Here is a 16,964-nt window from a genome sequence, read left to right on the forward strand (position 1 = left end):
TAGTGCCGGCCGCTGGCCGGCAACCCGATCACCATCGTGATCACACAGCCGGCCAGCGGCCGGCTCTACCACCGGCGGGTCAAACGCCTCTGCTTCGGTGGTGCCGGCCGCTGGCCGGCAACCCCATCATCCATCGTGATCACGCACAGCCGGCCAGCGGCCGGCTCTACCACCGGCGGGTCAGATGTCGGTGTGGTGATGCGGCACAGCGGCAGGCAGCGGGTCATGCCCACCCACGAAGTGACGCACCACGGGTGCACGCTCACCGCGATGCAGCTCCCGCAACACTTCCTGGATGGCCTTGTCATCAGCGGTGATGCGTTCGTGCTGGCGCAGGTGCTCCAGCCACGACGGGGTCACGAAATACTCCAGGTGGATGCCTGGACTGGCCACGTCCTCGACCACGCCCCAGACCACCGCGCCATCGCGGCGGCGGATCGTGCCCAGCGCGCGCATCTGCGACTGGAACGCGGCGCGATCAGCACCGTCGATGCGGTACTCGATGGTGACCAGCACCGGGCCGCGATCGTTCGACACCGGCACCGACAGCTCGGGTGCGGGCCAGTGCCCGGCCGGACGCAGGTTCAGATCCTCGGTGCCAGCAATCCGCACGCGCCACACCAGCAGTCCGCCGATCACCGCACCTGCGGCAGCCACCAGCAACGCCAGCTCCGGCGAGGTGCGCTGTGCCAGCGCGCCCCAGCTCAGGCCACCGGCCGCCATGCCTGCCGAGAACACCATGATGTACAGCGCCAGCGCACGCGCACGTACCCATGCCGGCACCGCCGTCTGCGCGGCGATCTGCAGCGACGACAGCACGGTGATCCAGGCGAAGCCATTGACCAGCATCACAGCCGGAAGCACGTACCAGCTGCGGGTCAGCGCTAGCCCGACCAGGCTGAGCGCCAGCGACAGCGTGGCCAGCAGCACCAGCAGGTCGCGATCCAACTGCGCGCGCAGCTTCGGCAGCAGCAAGGCACCACCTACGGCACCGATACCGATGCAGCCCAGCAGCATGCCGTACTGCCCCGCCCCGCCCTGCATCTGGCCGCGTACCACCACCGGCAGCAGTGCATTCATCGCCGCAGCAAAGAAGAAGAAGCCCACCGACTTGATCAGCACGGCCTGCAGGCGTCCAGCGCGGCTGGCATAGCGCAGGCCCGCCTTCAACCCGGCACCGAAACCTTCCGGCGGAAGGCTGGACTGCTTGGGATCACGCTTCCAGCCCCACACCACGAACAGCATCGCGGCAAAGGTGATGGCATTGAAGCCGAACGCCCACACCGCACCCAGCTGCGCCACGATCACGCCACCAATGGCCGGGCCGATCGAGCGGGCGATGTTGATGCCGATCGAGTTCAGCGCCACCGCCGAGGCCAGCATCGGCTGCGGCACCAGCTCGGAGACGATCGCTGCCTGCGCCGGCATTGCCATCGCTGCACCGCAACCCATGCAGAAGGTCAGCAGTACCAGCAGCTGCGGAGTCAGCATGTCCATCGCAGTCAGCGCCGCCATCACGGCCGCGACCAGCAGCATCCAGCCCTGGGTCGCCAACAGGTACCTGCGGCGATCGACGATGTCGGCCAGCGTTCCGGCGGCGAGTGCCAGCAGCACGATCGGCACCGTGGTGGCCGACTGCACCAGCGCCACCATCAACGGCGAACCGGTACGTTCGGCCATGACCCAGGCGGCCGCCACGTCATTGACCCAGGTGCCGATGTTGCTGGCCAGGATCGCCAGCCAGATCGAGCGGAACATCTGGATCTTCAGCGGGGACCAGGCGCCTGCGGCCTGTACGGGGGGTTGCGACGCGCTTGCGTTCACCATTGCCATGCTCCAACGATCGAGGCGAACAGCGTGTCCTGGCCACCGGCCTGCTTCAGCGCAGGACCGGCATCGACCCAGGCCAGCTGCAGCTGCCATTGCCAGTGTTCGCTGGCCTGCCAGCAGGTTTCGGATTTGTATTGATTACCGATGCGGCGCGCAGCACCGGCACTGCCTGGCAACGCCACCAACGGCGCCGGCGTGGTATAGACCGCGTCGGCGCGACGATGCTTCCAGGCCATCTGTACGCCCAGCTCCGTCGTCACCGTGTCGTGCAGGCGCAGGGTCAGGGTCGGCTGGACGTCCATCAGGTTGGCCGGGGTCAGCAGGCTGGCCTCGCTGAAGTAGGCCGATTTCGGGAACAGTGCATTGAAGGTCTCCAGGCGGCCGTCACGCGGATTGCCATCGCCACTGGCGATGTCGGCCTTCAGCCCCAGACGCGGCTGCAGCGGCAGCTCCGCCCAGCGCCACCCTGTATCGGTGGCCAGCGTCCAGGCGCGGATATCGAGCGTGCCGACGGCCGTTCGCAGTTCACCGCCCTGCGCCACCAGCTCGCTGTTCCAGTCCAGTGCACCGGCCTGGCCGAACCAGCGTGTACCCACGGTCTGCCGGCGTTCGATGCCGGAGCCCGCCGCGAAGCGCGCACCCTCGCGGCGATAGTCGAGCAGATACAGGTCCCACTGTCCCGCGCCCTGCCCGCGTGCCGTGGTGGCGTAGGCGCCCCACAGGTGGGCACCGTGTTCCCCTCGATCATCAAAGGCGCCCGGCCGGTTCTGCACCGGTCGCAGTGCCATCAGATCAAGCGTGCCGAGGCGGCCCTTCCAGCCCAGGCGCGCACCATCGAAGGCCAGGCGGATGTTCGGCCCATCGCGCACCGACAACAGCCGTGAGCTTCCGTAGCCGGCTTCCTGCCGACCGAGCTGCAGGTGGAAGCCGCTGCGCTGCCAGCGCCAGTACGCCTGCTGCACGTCCAATGCGCTGCGGTCGGTGCGGCCCGGGCCGCCGGCCTTGCCATTCTCGGCATGCACGCCCAGCTGCAGCTTTGCCTGCCAGCGGTCCTCCACATAGGTGGCCGAGGCCAGCGCACGCAGCAGGCCATGGCCATCTTCGCTGCCACCGATACCGAACCGCGTCGGATCGTAGTACAGGCCACGCAGGCGCAGTGACGCATCCCACTGCAATTGGCCGTCACCGGCGTCAGTGCAGCGGCCACCCCCGCACGCCAGCGCCAGCGATGGCACGGTCAGCAGCGCCAGGCTCAGAACGCGAAGCACGAGCATCCCATCGCGCCCCAGAACGCGGTCAGGTCATCGGTGGGCGCCGCATGCTGTGCGGCGTGACCGTGAGCGCCATGCGTACTGCAGGCCACGCCGTGATGGTGGCGATGGGCGGTGGCCAACCCGGGGGCGGCACCGCCGACGTGGTAGCCACCGAACCGGTTGACCGGCGACCAGTCCGGCATCGCCGGCGGCAGCTGCGGCGCCAGCCCTGCATAGTCGGCATCTGCATGCACGATGCGTCCGCCGACCACGGTCAGCACGCTGGTGATGTCGGCGATCTGCGCGTCATCCACGCGGAAGAAGTCGGCCGAGAGCAAAATGAAATCAGCCAGCTGACCGGCTTTCAGCGTGCCCTTCACCGCTTCGTCGCCGGAGAACCAGGCGCTGCCCTGGGTCCACAGGCGCAGGGCCTGCTCGCGTTCAAGCAGGTTTTCCTCGCCATACAGGGCCAGCCCACCCACGGTGCGCCCGGTCACCAGCCAGGACAACGCCACCCACGGGTTGTAGCTGGCCACGCGGGTGGCGTCGGTACCGGCACCGACCGGCACGCCTTCGGCCAGCATGCGCTTGACCGGCGGTGTGTGCCGCGCGGCCTGCACGCCATAGCGCTCGACGAAGGCTTCGCCCTGGTAGGCCATGCGGTGCTGCACGGCAATGCCGCCACCCAGCGCACGGATGCGTTCGATGTTGCGCGGGGTGATGGTCTCGGCGTGGTCGATGAACCAGTGCAGGCCATCGAACGGCACCTCGCGGTTGACCTGTTCGTACACATCCAGGATGCGGGTGATGCTCTCGTCGTAGGTGGCGTGGATGCGGAACGGCCAGCGCTTCTCGACCAGCAGCTTCACCACGTCGTGCAGTTCCGGCTCAAGCTCCGGCGGCAGTTCCGGGCGGGGCTCGTTGAACAGTTCGAAGTCGGCGGCGGAGAACACCAGCATCTCGCCGGCACCGTTGTGGCGCAGCAGGTCATCGCCCTGGCGCGGCTGCAGGATCTCGCTCCAGCCACGGAAGTCATCCACTTCCTTGCCCTTGTTCTGGGTGAACAGGTTGTAGGCAATGCGCACCGTCAGCTGGTCATCGCGGTGCAGCTGTTCGATGACCTGGTAATCCTCGGGATAGTTCTGGAAGCCACCGCCGGCGTCGATCACCGAGGTGATGCCAAGCCGGTTCAGTTCGCGCATGAAGTGGCGCGTCGAGTTCGCCTGGTACTCGATCGGCAGGCGCGGTCCCTTGGCCAGCGTCGCGTACAGGATCAACGCATTCGGCTTGGCCAGCAGCAGCCCGGTCGGGTTGCCCAGCGAGTCACGCACGATCTGCCCGCCCGGCGGATCCGGCGTGTCCTTGGTGTAGCCGCAGGCGCGCAGCGCGGCACGGTTGAGGAGTGCGCGGTCATACAGGTGCAGCAGGAACACCGGTGTATCCGGCGCGATGTCGTTGAGCTCCTGCAGGGTCGGCAAGCGCTTCTCGTTGAACTGCGCGGCAGTGAAGCCACCAACCACGCGTACCCACTGCGGTGCGGGCGTGCGGTCGACCTGGGCCTTCAGCATGTCCAGGGCGTCGCCAAGCGAACGCAGGCCGTCCCAGCGCAGTTCCAGGTTGTAGTTCAGGCCGCCGCGGATCAGGTGGGTGTGGCTGTCGTTGAGGCCGGGCAACAGGCGCCGGCCCTCGGCATCGATCAAGGTCGCTTCGTTGCCCCAGCCACGCATGATCTCCTCGTCGCTGCCGACGGCGACGATGCGGCCTTCCTGCACGGCCAGCGCCTGCGCATGCGGCTGCTGCGGGTCGAGGGTGGTGATGCGGGCATTGCGGATGACCAGCGTGCTCATGCGACGCTCCTTGGAAGTGGAATCGAGTGCGGCACCGGCACGGCCGGCCAGACCGAGCGCAACAGCGGCGCCGCTGGCCAGCAGCACGTTGCGGCGGCCGTGATCTCGGGGATCGTGACTCATGCGAGGTCTCCCGGAAGACGGTGGACGTCCAGTGCCCAGGTGCCGGGCCCGGCCAGCGCGATGGCCAGCAGTACCGTGGTCCACATCAACGGGTACTCACTGCCACCGCGCATCCAGAACCAGCCCCTGGGCAGGGCCAACAGGACGGTGAAGCCGATGAAAGCAGCCGCTGCAAGCGCGGCGATGCGGGTCTGCCATCCCAGCAGCACGGCCAGCCCGGACAGCACCTGCAGCAGGGCCAGCAACAGCGGCAACGGTGCCACCGCTGGCAGCCCGAAGCCGCGCAGCTCGGTAGCGAAGCCGGACAGCCCCGGTCCACCGAACCAGCCGAACAGCTTGCCCAGTGCGTGCGGCAGCAGGAAGCCTCCTGCCGCCACGCGCAGCATCAGCAGGGCCAGGTCGAGGCCATGGCCAGCCAGCATGCTCAGTGCCCGCCTTCCTGCGCGCCGAACATGCGCTTGGCGTACTGGATGCCGATGCCGTAGCCGCCGGCATGGTCGCGGGCAATGCCGGTGGTCAGGTCGTAGGTTCCACCGCGTGCCCAGTCGCGCTGCAGTTCGAGCAGGTACTGCACGCTGGTCATCGGCACCGCGCCGGCCTGCACCATGCGGGTGATCGCACGCTCGTGCGCTTCTTCGCTGACATCGCCGCAGGCATCGGTGATCACGTAGACCTCGAAACCCTGCGCCAGCGCCGACAGCGCCGGCCCGACGATGCAGACGCTGGTCCAGAGGCCGGCAAGCACCAGGCGGCGCTTGCCGATGCGGTTGATCTCGTCGATCACCGCCCGGTCTTCCCAGGTATTCATCGAGGTGCGGTCGAACACCGGCTGGCCTGGGAAGATCTGCGGAAGTTCCGGGAACATCGGGCCGGAGAACGACGCTTCTGCAACCGTGGTCAGCACCACCGGCACATTGAAGCCCTTGGCACCCTTGCTGATCAACGACACGTTGTTGCGCAGCGCGGAGATGTCGATGGTGTGGGTAGCGAATGCCATCTGTGACTGGAAGTCGATCAGCACCAGGGCATGGTCGGTGGGCGACAACAGGGCCGGGGCGGGCGTGGCGGTGGCAAGGCTCATGGGTGGACTCCGTTGGAAACACGATCAGGGGGAAGCAACAGGGCCGCATCGCCGGCCAGGTACTGGCCGGGGCTGCAGCCGGTCTCGGCGCGGAAGCTGCGGACGAAATGGCTCTGGTCGAAGAAGCCGAGCTGCTGCGCCAGGCAGGACATCGGCAGGTGCTGGGCCGACAACAACTGGCGCGCACGTTCGATACGGCGACGGCGTACATAGCGCAGCGGGCTGGCGCCGGTACCGCTGCGGAACAGGCGCACCAGATGGAAGCGACTGACGCAGGCGACGGCCGCCAGTTCGGTGACCCGCAGCGGCTGTGACAGGTGTTCATCGACATAGCGCAATGCACGCTGCAATGCGGCGACCTGCTGCGGCGCCAGTGAAGCGGCGGGCGGATCAGGCGGAAGGATGGTGGCCATGCGGGACGCCGCGAAGAGATGCCCCATGGTGCGTGACCCCTGCGTGATGCCCTACCCCCGTCGGTCGAGGCCAGCACCTACCCGAATGGGGGAGGCCGACGGCCGAGCAGGCGGCGCCCGAACAACCGCGCATCGAGTGAATAGGCGCCAGGGCCCAGCGCCAGCAAGGCCAGCGGCAACACCACCAGTGGCCACGGCAGTGCCTGTGCATACAGGCCCAGTGTTGCCGGCACTACCGCCAGCGGCGTCAAGACGCCCAGTGCAAGCATCACCACCGCCAGCAGGCATAGCGCCGACAGCCAGCCCGCGTGCGTGCCCGGCGTGCACAATGCAGCGGCCACGCACAGCCGCAGCCACAGCAGGCCGATGCCCGGCCCGCGGTCGGGGAACATCACGAACAGGCGCTGCATGGCCGGACTCCACAGGACATGCCGGCGTGATAGCCGACCACGGCACCAGGCGCCTACCCCGTTCGGGTCACCCGCGGCTGCCCCGCACCTGCCAGAATGCGCGCCATGCACCGCCGCCCCTTCCCGTTCCTGCGTCGCCTGCCGGCGCTGCTGGCGTGCCTGCTGCTGTGGACCGCCCTGCCCGCCCTCGCCGTGCAGCGGCCGGCCGTGAGCAGCGGGTTGCCCGGCTACGAGCACACCGCCTGGCGGGTCGGCCAGGGTGCACCCGGTGACATCTGGGACATCAGCCAGGACCGTGACGGCCTGTTGTGGTTGGCTACCGGTTCGGGCCTGTACCGATTCGACGGACGTCGCTTCGAACGGCAGGCGCCACCGGCTGGCACCCGCTACCCGTCCACCAACATGGTCACGTTGGAACACAGCGCCGATGGCGCACTGTGGATCGGCTACTTCCAGGCAGGCATCAGCCAGTTCGCGCGCGGCCAGCTGTACAACTACGGCCGCGGCCAGGGCGTGCCGGTTGGCGTGGTACCGCACTTCAGCCAGGACCGCGACGGCCGCATGTGGGCAGCCATCAATGGAGGGCTGCGCGAGTTCGATGGCCAGCGCTGGCAGCCGCTGCCCGCAGACACGGGCGTTCCGGAACACCGCGTTCAATGGGTGCTGCACGACAGCCGTGGCACCTTCTGGGTACTGGCCAACCTCAGGATCTGGATGCGTCCTGCAGGCCAACCGCGTTTCGAGGACACCGGCATTGCTGTATCCCAGATGGCGACGCTGACCGAGAGCCCGCAGGGCGAAGTCTGGCTGGCCGACCGTGTGCGCGGCACCTCGCCGCTGGCCAATGCGCAGGGCCTGCTGCCGGACAGCGAACGCGAAGCGCGACGCCTGCCGGACCTGGTCGCCGCACGCCTGCAGTTCACTGCCGACGGCGCGTTATGGGCCACGATGAGCCCGCATGGCGGTGTGGCCCGGGTCACGTTCGACGGCAGCCGCGCCGTGCGCATGGAGCGTTTCGATTCGCCGCACGGGCTGACCGCCACCTCGGCCGTGCCGATCATCGCCGACCGCGAAGGCAATCTCTGGGTCGGCACCAATCTGGGCCTCAACCGCTTCCGCGTGCGCAGCGTGCACACGCTGGCGGTCGGCCCCAGTGATCCCTATCGCTCGCTGGTGCGGGCCAGCGATGGGCGTGTGTACGGCTACGGCGAGGACCTCAAGCCGTACGACCTGCGCCGGCCACTGCTGGAAGGCAGCGCCGCACAACTGCAGGCGGCCGCGCGCCGGGCGCCCACGCCGATCTGGCAGTTCGACTGGGTCAACCTGGCACGCACGGTGGCCGGCCACACCACGCTGATTCCGCTGCCCGAGCCCTTCACCGGGCAACCGCTGCATGCCCTGCTGTTCGCCGATGACGACCAGGCCTGGGTCTGCACCGGTGAACGTGGCGTGCTGCACTATCTGCACGGCCAGTGGCAGCGCGAAACGCGCCTGCCCGAACAGGCCTGCTCATCACTGGCGCTGGATGCCAATGGCCAGCTGCTGCTCGGCTATGCCGACGGCCGGCTGCGCAGCATGGGCGCGACCCGCATCGAAACCTTCGATGCCAACCACGGGCTGTTGGTCGGCCCGGTCACCGCGCTGCTGCACCACCAGGACCTGTTGCTGGTGGCCGGTGAGGCCGGGCTGGCCGCCCGCCTCGGCAATGGCCGCTTCATGCCGGTCAACACCGACATGGCCGGCGTGCTGGAGGGCATCACCGGCATGGTTGCCGATGCGCACGGTCACCTGTGGCTCAATGGCAGTCGTGGCCTGGTCCGGTTGGGGAGCGATCAGTTGCGGCGGGCGCTGCGTACCGGGCAGCCGGTGACGCCACGCCTGTTCGATGCGGTGGATGGCATGCCGGGCATCGCCCTGCAGAGCGGACCGATCCCCACCGCCGTGCTGGCCGACGACGGCCTGCTATGGCTGGCCACCAACCAGGGCCTGGCCTGGCTGGACACCACCCGGTCGCACGTCAATGCGATGGCTCCCAGCGTGCGCATCGGCGACGTGCTGCATGGCAGCGAACAGCAACCACTGCGGGACGGCCTGCGCCTGCCGGCCGGCACCAGCCAGCTGCAGATCGACTACGTGGCGCTGTCGCTGGCACGCCCGGAACGCAACCGCTATCGCTATCGCCTGTCCGGCGTTGACGATGGCTGGCAGGACGCGGGCAGCAGCACCCGCGCGTATTACACCAACCTCGCGCCAGGCAACTACCGGTTCGAGGTGGAAGCGGCCAACGAGGACGGCATCTGGAGCACCGCACCGGCCAGCCGCAGCTTCCGCATCGCGCCTACCTTCATCCAGACCGTGTGGTTCAAACTGCTGTGCACCGCCGCCGTGCTCGCACTACTGGTGCTGGCGGTACGCATCCGCAGCGGGCAGCTGGCCGCGCTGTTCCGTGCGCGCCTGCAGGAACGCAATGGCGAACGCGAACGCATCGCGCGCGACCTGCACGACACCCTGCTGCAGGGCAGCCAGGGCCTGATCCTGCGGCTGCATGCGATCAGCCAGTCACCCCAGACCCCCGAGCCGGTGCGCAGCCAGCTGGAGTCGGCGATGCAGCTGGCCGAGCGCAACCTGGCCGAGGGCCGCGAGCGGGTCAATGCGCTGCGCGAGGGGCCGTTCGCGGGTCGCGACCTCGCTTCGGCACTGGCCGATGTGCACGCCGAGTATGCCGGGCACGGCACCAATCCGCTGCGCCTGACCGTGGAAGGCACCCCTCCACCGCTGCAGGCCGATGCCGCCGAGGAAGTGTTCCTGATCGGACGCGAGGCGATCCGCAATGCGCTGCGCCATGCCAATGCCAGCGCCATCGAAGTGGAGCTGTCCTACGGCACGCGGTGCTTCCTTCTACACGTGCGCGATGATGGCGTGGGCATCGCCGACGAAAATGCCGGCCATGGCCATTGGGGCCTGCAGGGCATGCGCGAGCGCGCGCAGCGCCTTGGCGCGGAACTGCAGCTGTGGACCCGCGCCGGGCTGGGGACCGAAGTCGCGCTGGCGGTTCCCGCCCGGCGCCTGTATCACCGCCGCCCATCGCGTTGGCGCTGGCCCTGGAGTAAAGCAAACCATGACTGAGTCCCCTGCCCCGATCGGCGTGCTGGTGGTCGACGACCACCCGTTGCTGCGTGACGGCCTGGCGGCGCTGCTGGGCGCCCATTCCGACCTGCGCCTGCTCGGCGAAGCCGCCGATGGCGAGGAAGCCATCGCACGCTACCAGCAGCTGCAGCCCGACGTGGTGCTGATGGACCTGCAGATGCCACGCCTGGATGGCGTCGAAGCGATCGTACGGATCCGCGCGATGGACCCGCGTGCGCGCATCATCGTGCTGACCACCTACCGCGGCGATGTACGCGCGGTGCGGGCCCTGCAGGCGGGTGCCAGCGCTTATCTGCTGAAGGACATGCTGCGCCACGAACTGGTCGACACCATCCGCATGGTGGCCGGTGGCCGCCGTGCGCCGATTCCTCCAGCGGTGGCCGCCAGCATCGCCGCGCATGTGATCGAAGACCGCCTGTCACCGCGCGAGACCGAGGTACTGCGGCACGTGGCCGGTGGCCTGTCGAACAAGCGCATCGGCGAACGCATGCAGATTTCCGAGCAGACGGTGAAGGCCCACATGAAGAGCCTGATGGACAAGCTGGGCGTGGGTGATCGCACGCATGCGGTAACCCAGGCGCTGCGCCGCGGCATCATCAGCCTGGACGACAGCGGTCACGATTAGGGAGTGTTCGGCAGGGCCTGCGGCCCTGCACCCACGGTAGTGCCGGCCGCGGGCCGGCAACCTCAACAGCAAAAGCGGGCTTTCCGTGAGATGGCGGGGCGGTGTCGGAGTGCGGGGACGCCGTGAACCCATCCTTGGGGGCTTGGCCGCGGCATCCATGCCGCGGACACCCCGCACTCCGACACCGCCCCACCTCTGACAGATTCCGATGGCTGTTGGTAGGTGTCGACCTTGGTCGACATGCTAGATCCACGCCACGCGTGGCTGAAAGCGGTCAGATATCGAAATCAATCAGGGGTCAGATCCGTTTTCCTCCGGAAAACGGATCTGACCCCAAGAGCCGTTCCAACAGACCGCAGGAAACTGTCGAAGGCGGGGTGGGTCCGGTTGCGGGGGTGTCCGAGGCATGGATGCCGCGGCCAAGCCCCGATGGGTGAGGGCGCTTTGCTTGCGGAGCACTGCTTCGCAAGCGCCCGAACGCACAGCCGCCAGCGGTTGGGCCGGACAGGGGATTCACGGCGTCCCCCGCAACCGGACCCACCCCGCCTACCTACAGGAACCCCGCCGTTGCCGTTGCTGTTGCCGTTGCTGTTGCTGTTGCCTCCAGCAGGTGCAGGGCTGCAAGCCCTGCCGAACACCATCCCTACTTCAAACGCAGCAGCAGGCTGCCGCCCGCACACACCACCGCCAGCCAGGCCACGCCGTGCCACCCCCACTGCGCCAGCGCCAGGCTGCCCAGCGCACCACCGGCAGCCATGCCGATGAACATGCCGGTGAACAGCAACGCATTGAGCCGGCTGCGTGCCGGCGGCACCAGGCCGTAGACCAGCGTCTGGTGCGCCACCAGCGCCGACTGGAAGCCGAAGTCGAACAGCAGCGCACTCACCACCAGCAGCGGCAGCAGCGCGGCGGCCGGCAGCCAGGACTCGGCCAGCAGCAGGCCGAAGCCCAGCAACGCCACCGCGATCGCCAGCCGCGTCACTGCATGGCAACCCAAGCGATCGGCGAATCGACCCGCAAATGGTGCGGCCAGTGCACCGGCCGCACCCGCAATACCGAACGCACCCGCCGCCGCACTGCCCAGGCCCAGACGAGCATGCAGCATCAGCGCCAGGGTCGACCAGAATGCACTGAAACCCACCGCCAGCAGCGACTGGCTGGCCACCGCACGGCGCAGCTGCGGCTGCTCGCGCCACAACGCCAGCAATGAGCCCAGCAACGCCGGATAGCGCAGCGTGCTGGTCGGTGCGAAACGCGGCAGCGCGCGCGCCATCACCGCACCCATCGCCGCCACCGATACTGCAGCAAGCACAAACTGCGTGCGCCAGCCCCACGCTTCAGCCACCACGCCACTGACCACGCGCGACAACAGGATGCCCAGCAACAAGCCGGTCATCACCCGGCCGACGATCTGCCCGCGCTGCGCATCCGGTGCCAGCACCGCAGCGGCCGGCACGATGTCCTGCGCCAGCGTGGCCATCAGCCCGACCAGCAGGCTGGCCATCAGCAGCCCGGGCAGGTGCCCGGCCATCGCTGCGGCGCCCAGTGCCAGCGCCAGCAACGCGGACTTCAACAGGATCAAGGTGCGACGGTCGAAGCGGTCGCCCAGCGGTGCCAGCAGCAGGATGCCCAGTGCATAGCCGAGCTGGGTCAGGGTCGGTACCAGGCCGGCGGCGCGCTCGCCTGCGCCGAGGTCCTGGGCGATCAGGCCCAGCATCGGCTGGCTGTAGTAGAGGGAGGCGACCGAGAAGCCGGCGCCGGCCGCCATTGCCAGCACCAGCGGGGTGGAGGGTGCGGTCGCGGGTGCGGCGGCGACGGACAGCGAAGGGGTAGACATGGGGGAGTCCGGTGGAAGAAGTGGGCGTATCCTGCCCGCATTCGCCCAACGTCTGTAGTAGGCTGAAATACATATCATTCATACGACCTACGCATGACCGAGCTCACCGCTGGCGCCGATCGCCTGGATCTGCTGCGCACCTTCCTGCGCATCGTCGATGCCGGCAGCCTGTCTGCCGCAGCCGCGCAGCTGGGCACCACCCAGCCAACGGTCAGCCGACGCCTGCAGGCATTGGAGCGGCAGCTCGGCCTGCGCCTGCTGCTGCGCTCCACCCATGGCCTGCAACTGACCGAGGATGGCCTGCGCTGCCAGCGCCATGCGCAACGCGTGGTCGACGAATGGGAGTCGCTGCAGGCCGAACTCCACGGCGAGCCGGAAACACTGCGCGGCCGTCTGCGGGTGATGGTGCCGCATGCCTTCGGCCAGGCGCAGCTGCTGCCGACCATGCTCGCATTCCTCGCCCGGCATCCGCAGCTGAGCCTGGAGTGGATCCTTGAAGATCGGCGTCCGGATTTCATTGCAGAAGGCATCGACTGCGCGGTGCGGGTGGGCCCGGTCGACGAACCGCGCATGGTCGCGCTGCCACTGGCCGAAGTACCGCGCATCGTCGTGGCGGCGCCCTCGCTGGTGGACGCCACGGCAGTCAATACGCCGGAGCAGGCGCAGTCACTGCCGTGGATCTCGCTGGTCACCTACTACCGCGAACGACTGCTGCTGCATGACGCGCAGGGGCACGCGCATACCCTTTCGATCAGCCCGCGCCTGCTCAGCGACAACCTGTTCGTGGTGCAGCAGGCCGCATGTGCCGGGCTGGGAGCGGCCGTGGTCTCGGCCTGGCTGGTGGCCGACGACCTCGCACAAGGGCGGCTGGTGCAGCTGCTGCCGGACTGGCAGGCACCGCCACTGCCGGTACACGTGGTATTTCCCGCAGCGCGCCAGCAGCCGCCGCGGCTGCGCGCCTTCATCGATGCGATGAAGGCCGCACTACCGCAGCTGCACGGCATGCGGCCGGCGCCGCGCTAGGTCACCGGCCGCACCATCAATTGGCCTTCGTCGCCTCGGCATTCCACGCCGCGACCTTGGCCTTGGTGTCGGCCAGCATCTTGTCCAGCGCGGCGCGGTCATACACGTTGCCGCGCAGGATCACGCTGTCGATCTTCTCGGTGGCAGCGATGTCCTGCAGCGGGTTGGCGGTCAGCAGCACCAGATCGGCGGCCTTGCCCTGCGCGACACCACCGTAACGGTCCATCTGGCCGAACCAGGCGGGGCCGGAACGGGTTGCGGCCGACAGTGCCTGCGGTGCGCTCAGGCCTTCCTTCACGAACAGCTGCAGTTCCTGGTGCAGGGCGATGCCCGGGAAGTTGAACGAGTTGAGGAAGCCCGCATCAGTACCGGCAATGATCGTCACACCCGCTTCCTGCAGCAGCGGCAGCACGGCGGCCACCTGGTGGTACTGCGCGTGGCGCGCTTCGATCTGCGCCGGCGTCGCCTTCGCCGCGCGGTCCACGCGCCACTGGTAGGTCGCGCGCAGGCCCGGGCCGATGTAGGCCAGGTACGGGTCGTTGGCGTGGTCATCCTGGTCGAGGAAGTCGAGGATGCGACCGCCGTTGAGGGTCGGGGTCACGAATACGCCACGCTTGGCGAAATCACGGTAGGCCCGCATTGCGGTGTCACGGTCGAAGCTGGCGTCGAGGCGGCGGTTGGCTTCGGCACGGTCGATGCGGCCAGCTCCGAAGTCGGCGGCAATCTGCGCCTCGTCCTTGCTGCCGGCCTTGAACGCGTAGTCCAGGTGCTCGATCGAGGCCAGGCCGGCATCGACCGCCTGCTCCACGGTCAGCGCCATCGGGATGTGGCCCGACGCCTTGAATCCGGCCTTGCGCGCGGCACTGGCCGAGTACAGGAACAGTTCCGGCTTCAGCGTGCTGTCGGTGATCTTCACGAAATCGACCTTGTCGTGCTGCAGGCGGGCGATTGCCTTGTCGGCGTCGGCCTCGCTGCCCACTTCGATCGTGCCCTTCCAGACCGGCTTGATGCCTTCGATCTTCGCGCCGGAACTCAGCAGGCGCGGGCCGAACAGGGTGCCCTTGGCGATCTCGCCACGCCACTGCAGCACCTGCTCGGGCAGATCGCCGGAACAGTCACGCACCGTGGTGATGCCATGCGCGATGTACAGCGGCAGCAGTGCCTTGTTCTCTTCGATCAGCGCGGGGCCACCACCGAAGTGCACGTGCATGTCCCACAGCCCCGGGATCAGGTATTTGCCCTTGGCATCGATCTGGCGGGTCGCGCTCCACTGGCTGCGCAGCTGCGCGTCCGGGCCGACAGCGACGATGTCGTCGCCGCGGATCACCACGCTCTGACCAGCCAGGGTACTGGCGTGCTCGACGTCGACCACGGTGGCATTACGGATCAGCAGGTCGGCGCGCTCGGCAGCAGATGCCGACAGCGGCGCCACCACAAAGAGGATGGCAAGGGACAACGGACGGGAACGGAACATGGACAGCATCCTGGTGGGCACGCCTAGCGTGCGGGTGGAAGGGGTTGCGGCTCAGCGCACCGCGCCGTGCTGGCGCAGCAGGGATTCAATTCCGGTATAGCCGCGCTGGCGCGCGTGCGCCAGCGGCGTCACGCCGTCGCCGTCGGCAAGCTCCGGGTCGGCACCGGCCTCCAGCAGCAGCTGCACGATCTGCACCTGGCGCGCACCGCCATCGCCAAGCAGGATCGCTTCCAGCAGCGCGGTCCAGTGCAGCCGGTTGACATGGTCCACCGCCACACCGGCCCGCAGCAGCGTGCGCACAGTGGCGACGTGACCGCGCTCGGCGGCCGGAATCAGCGCGGTGCCGCCATAGCGGTTGGTGCTGCGCAGATCGGCGCCATGCGCCAGGGTCATCGCCAGGATCTCGTCCAGGCCGCGCGCACCGGCGTACAGGTAGGCGCTGTCCTGCAACGCGTCCTTGGCGTTGACGTCTGCCCCGGCCTCGATCAGCTCACGCGCGGCATCCACGTTGTTGCCATGCGTGGCCAGCAGCAGCGCGGTGCGGCCCTGGCCATCGCGCGCCTCCAGCGTGGCGCCATCCTCGATCGCCTGTCGCACCGCATCGGCGTCGCCGCGGCTGGCAGCATCCTGCAGGCGCGCGTCTGCGTCGGCTCTGGACGTGGCGGTGCAGGCGGGGGTGACCATGGCCAGCAGGCACAACAGCAGCACGCGCGTGAACGGCGCAGGCCAGCCAGCGGAATGATGGACGCGCATGACAGTGTCTCCTCATGTCCGTCGCCACGGAACGCCGTGCGACGGTAGCAACAGCCGGGCGTTGCCGGCCCCTGCCCTGCATGGTAGAAGTCGGCCTGGGTATCCAGAAGTGAAATGTTCAAATGCAAGACAGTGCCAAATCGAATAGAACCCTGTTCGAACTGGACCTGCTGCGGGCGCTGGTGATGGTGGCCGACTGCGGCAGCTTCACCACGGCGGCCACGCGCCTGCATTCGACCCAGTCCACGGTCAGCCAGAAGGTGCGCCGGCTGGAGGAACTGGCCGGGCATCGCCTGCTTGAACGCGGCCATCGCGACGTGCACCCCACTGATGCCGGCCACACCCTGCTCGGCTACGCGCGGCGCATGCTCGACCTGAACGAGGAAATGGCGCAGGCGCTGGCCGGTGCAACGGTGGAGACCGCGGTCCGCATCGGTGTTCCCGAGGACTTCGTCAACGCACAGACCACGCGTATGCTGGCCGCCTTCAGCCGTCGCCACCCGCAGGTGAAGCTGGAGATCAGCAGCGGCCTCAGCCGCGATCTGGCGCAGGGCTTCGACCACGGCGAGCTGGACCTGGTGCTGGTCAAGCAACGCCGCAACAGCCGCCAGGCGGTGCATTGCCGGCGCGAGCCGATGCACTGGATCGACAGCCTGCGCAGCAGCTGCCTGCAGCAGGACCCGCTGCCGCTGGTCACCTTCCCCCCGCGCGGGCTGTACCGCGACGAGATGATCCATGCCGTGGAAGCGCTGGGCCTGCGCTGGCGCATCGCCTTCACCAGCTCGTCGCTGAGCGGCATCCAGGGCGCGGTGGCCGATGGCATCGGCATCAGCCTGCTGCCGCGCCGCGCGGTCAGCCGCGAGCACCGCATCATCGATGGAGAGCGCGAGCTGCCGGTGATCGACAACTACGAGATCGGCCTGCTGCATCGCGCGGACGCCGATGATGCCGTGCGCGCACTGGCCAGCGAGCTGTGGCGGCAGGTGCAACGCGAACCGGACTGACCACAGTAGCAACTGTCTTGTCAGGGGCAGCCGAGGGCCACCTCGGCGTCTCGCTTACGGGCGTTGAGGATCACCAGCATTTTGCGCATGACCGCCACGAGCGCCACCTTGCTCGCTTTGCCCTTGGCCTTCAGGCCAGCGTAA

At 68.4% G+C, this 16,964-nt stretch carries 14 protein-coding genes and 1 pseudogene; 4 read left to right on the forward strand and 11 right to left on the reverse strand.

Features of this window, described 5'->3' with window-relative positions; genetic code table 11:
- Positions 1-180: 180 nt before the first annotated feature.
- The 7 genes from AC5P9P_RS18280 to AC5P9P_RS18310 all read right to left on the reverse strand — a co-directional run bounded on the left by AC5P9P_RS18280 (position 181) and on the right by AC5P9P_RS18310 (position 6,957).
- On the reverse strand, positions 181-1,827 hold the full coding sequence (locus AC5P9P_RS18280) for an MFS transporter (RefSeq protein ID WP_044570429.1): 1,647 nt from the start codon (positions 1,825-1,827) through the stop codon (positions 181-183).
- Positions 1,821-3,104, reverse strand: coding sequence for an alginate export family protein (locus AC5P9P_RS18285; RefSeq protein WP_049431584.1), 1,284 nt, complete (start codon positions 3,102-3,104; stop codon positions 1,821-1,823). Before AC5P9P_RS18285 ends, AC5P9P_RS18280 begins: the two co-directional genes overlap by 7 nt.
- Positions 3,083-4,930, reverse strand: a complete 1,848-nt coding sequence (locus AC5P9P_RS18290) for an amidohydrolase (RefSeq protein WP_495233009.1) — start codon at positions 4,928-4,930, stop codon at positions 3,083-3,085. The genes AC5P9P_RS18285 and AC5P9P_RS18290 overlap by 22 nt, the downstream gene beginning before the upstream one ends.
- 119 nt (positions 4,931-5,049) lie before the next feature.
- Entirely contained in the window at positions 5,050-5,475 is a 426-nt protein-coding gene (locus AC5P9P_RS18295; protein ID WP_005410009.1) for a DoxX family protein, read from the reverse strand.
- Between the two features lie 2 nt (positions 5,476-5,477).
- Entirely contained in the window at positions 5,478-6,134 is a 657-nt protein-coding gene (locus AC5P9P_RS18300; RefSeq protein ID WP_049402832.1) for a hydrolase, read from the reverse strand.
- A complete protein-coding gene (locus AC5P9P_RS18305) occupies positions 6,131-6,574 on the reverse strand; it encodes a helix-turn-helix transcriptional regulator (RefSeq protein WP_049402833.1) in 444 nt (147 codons plus the stop codon). The genes AC5P9P_RS18300 and AC5P9P_RS18305 overlap by 4 nt, the downstream gene beginning before the upstream one ends.
- A gap of 50 nt (positions 6,575-6,624) precedes the next feature.
- Positions 6,625-6,957, reverse strand: a complete 333-nt coding sequence (locus AC5P9P_RS18310; RefSeq protein ID WP_005410012.1) for a hypothetical protein — start codon at positions 6,955-6,957, stop codon at positions 6,625-6,627.
- Between the two features lie 96 nt (positions 6,958-7,053).
- Here AC5P9P_RS18310 and AC5P9P_RS18315 point away from each other — a divergent pair, with 96 nt between their 5' ends.
- Together AC5P9P_RS18315 and AC5P9P_RS18320 are read left to right on the forward strand one after the other, a co-directional pair.
- Positions 7,054-10,083 carry a sensor histidine kinase gene (locus AC5P9P_RS18315; RefSeq protein WP_049431578.1) on the forward strand — a complete coding sequence of 1,010 codons (3,030 nt, stop codon included), beginning with the start codon at positions 7,054-7,056 and terminating at the stop codon, positions 10,081-10,083.
- Positions 10,076-10,729 carry a response regulator gene (locus tag AC5P9P_RS18320; protein WP_010485096.1) on the forward strand — a complete coding sequence of 218 codons (654 nt, stop codon included), beginning with the start codon at positions 10,076-10,078 and terminating at the stop codon, positions 10,727-10,729. Before AC5P9P_RS18315 ends, AC5P9P_RS18320 begins: the two co-directional genes overlap by 8 nt.
- A gap of 643 nt (positions 10,730-11,372) precedes the next feature.
- On the opposite strand, the gene AC5P9P_RS18325 is transcribed toward AC5P9P_RS18320, so the two are convergent.
- Complete coding sequence (locus tag AC5P9P_RS18325) at positions 11,373-12,566, reverse strand: MFS transporter (RefSeq protein ID WP_495233008.1); 1,194 nt, start codon at positions 12,564-12,566, stop codon at positions 11,373-11,375.
- Between the two features lie 93 nt (positions 12,567-12,659).
- Between AC5P9P_RS18325 and AC5P9P_RS18330 the strand changes: the two genes are divergently transcribed.
- On the forward strand, positions 12,660-13,589 hold the full coding sequence (locus AC5P9P_RS18330; RefSeq protein ID WP_049430989.1) for a LysR family transcriptional regulator: 930 nt from the start codon (positions 12,660-12,662) through the stop codon (positions 13,587-13,589).
- A 16-nt stretch (positions 13,590-13,605) separates the two neighbouring features.
- On the opposite strand, the gene AC5P9P_RS18335 is transcribed toward AC5P9P_RS18330, so the two are convergent.
- Entirely contained in the window at positions 13,606-15,063 is a 1,458-nt protein-coding gene (locus tag AC5P9P_RS18335) for an amidohydrolase family protein (RefSeq protein ID WP_049403494.1), read from the reverse strand.
- A 51-nt stretch (positions 15,064-15,114) separates the two neighbouring features.
- Positions 15,115-15,816, reverse strand: a complete 702-nt coding sequence (locus tag AC5P9P_RS18340) for an ankyrin repeat domain-containing protein (protein WP_049403495.1) — start codon at positions 15,814-15,816, stop codon at positions 15,115-15,117.
- Positions 15,817-15,938: 122 nt separating this feature from the next.
- Between AC5P9P_RS18340 and AC5P9P_RS18345 the strand changes: the two genes are divergently transcribed.
- The gene (locus AC5P9P_RS18345) at positions 15,939-16,820 is read left to right on the forward strand and encodes a LysR substrate-binding domain-containing protein (RefSeq protein WP_033833894.1); all 882 of its coding nucleotides are present in this window, start codon (positions 15,939-15,941) and stop codon (positions 16,818-16,820) included.
- 20 nt (positions 16,821-16,840) lie between these two features.
- Here the strand turns inward: AC5P9P_RS18345 and AC5P9P_RS18350 are convergent.
- Positions 16,841-16,964, reverse strand: a pseudogene (locus AC5P9P_RS18350) (IS110 family transposase); the annotation flags it as partial.

The organism is Stenotrophomonas sp. YJH_SMC_14-1 (assembly GCF_059372275.1).

Excerpts from the sequence above, each read along its gene's own strand:
- AC5P9P_RS18280 (WP_044570429.1), bottom strand. The coding sequence starts at position 1,827 with ATGGTGAACGCAAGCGCGTCGCAACCCCCCGTACAGGCCGCAGGCGCC.
- AC5P9P_RS18285 (WP_049431584.1), bottom strand. The coding sequence starts at position 3,104 with ATGCTCGTGCTTCGCGTTCTGAGCCTGGCGCTGCTGACCGTGCCATCG.
- AC5P9P_RS18290 (WP_495233009.1), bottom strand. The coding sequence starts at position 4,930 with ATGAGCACGCTGGTCATCCGCAATGCCCGCATCACCACCCTCGACCCG.
- AC5P9P_RS18295 (WP_005410009.1), bottom strand. The coding sequence starts at position 5,475 with ATGCTGGCTGGCCATGGCCTCGACCTGGCCCTGCTGATGCTGCGCGTG.
- AC5P9P_RS18300 (WP_049402832.1), bottom strand. The coding sequence starts at position 6,134 with ATGAGCCTTGCCACCGCCACGCCCGCCCCGGCCCTGTTGTCGCCCACC.
- AC5P9P_RS18305 (WP_049402833.1), bottom strand. The coding sequence starts at position 6,574 with ATGGGGCATCTCTTCGCGGCGTCCCGCATGGCCACCATCCTTCCGCCT.
- AC5P9P_RS18310 (WP_005410012.1), bottom strand. The coding sequence starts at position 6,957 with ATGCAGCGCCTGTTCGTGATGTTCCCCGACCGCGGGCCGGGCATCGGC.
- AC5P9P_RS18315 (WP_049431578.1), top strand. The coding sequence starts at position 7,054 with ATGCGCGCCATGCACCGCCGCCCCTTCCCGTTCCTGCGTCGCCTGCCG.
- AC5P9P_RS18320 (WP_010485096.1), top strand. The coding sequence starts at position 10,076 with ATGACTGAGTCCCCTGCCCCGATCGGCGTGCTGGTGGTCGACGACCAC.
- AC5P9P_RS18325 (WP_495233008.1), bottom strand. The coding sequence starts at position 12,566 with ATGTCTACCCCTTCGCTGTCCGTCGCCGCCGCACCCGCGACCGCACCC.
- AC5P9P_RS18330 (WP_049430989.1), top strand. The coding sequence starts at position 12,660 with ATGACCGAGCTCACCGCTGGCGCCGATCGCCTGGATCTGCTGCGCACC.
- AC5P9P_RS18335 (WP_049403494.1), bottom strand. The coding sequence starts at position 15,063 with ATGTTCCGTTCCCGTCCGTTGTCCCTTGCCATCCTCTTTGTGGTGGCG.
- AC5P9P_RS18340 (WP_049403495.1), bottom strand. The coding sequence starts at position 15,816 with ATGCGCGTCCATCATTCCGCTGGCTGGCCTGCGCCGTTCACGCGCGTG.
- AC5P9P_RS18345 (WP_033833894.1), top strand. The coding sequence starts at position 15,939 with ATGCAAGACAGTGCCAAATCGAATAGAACCCTGTTCGAACTGGACCTG.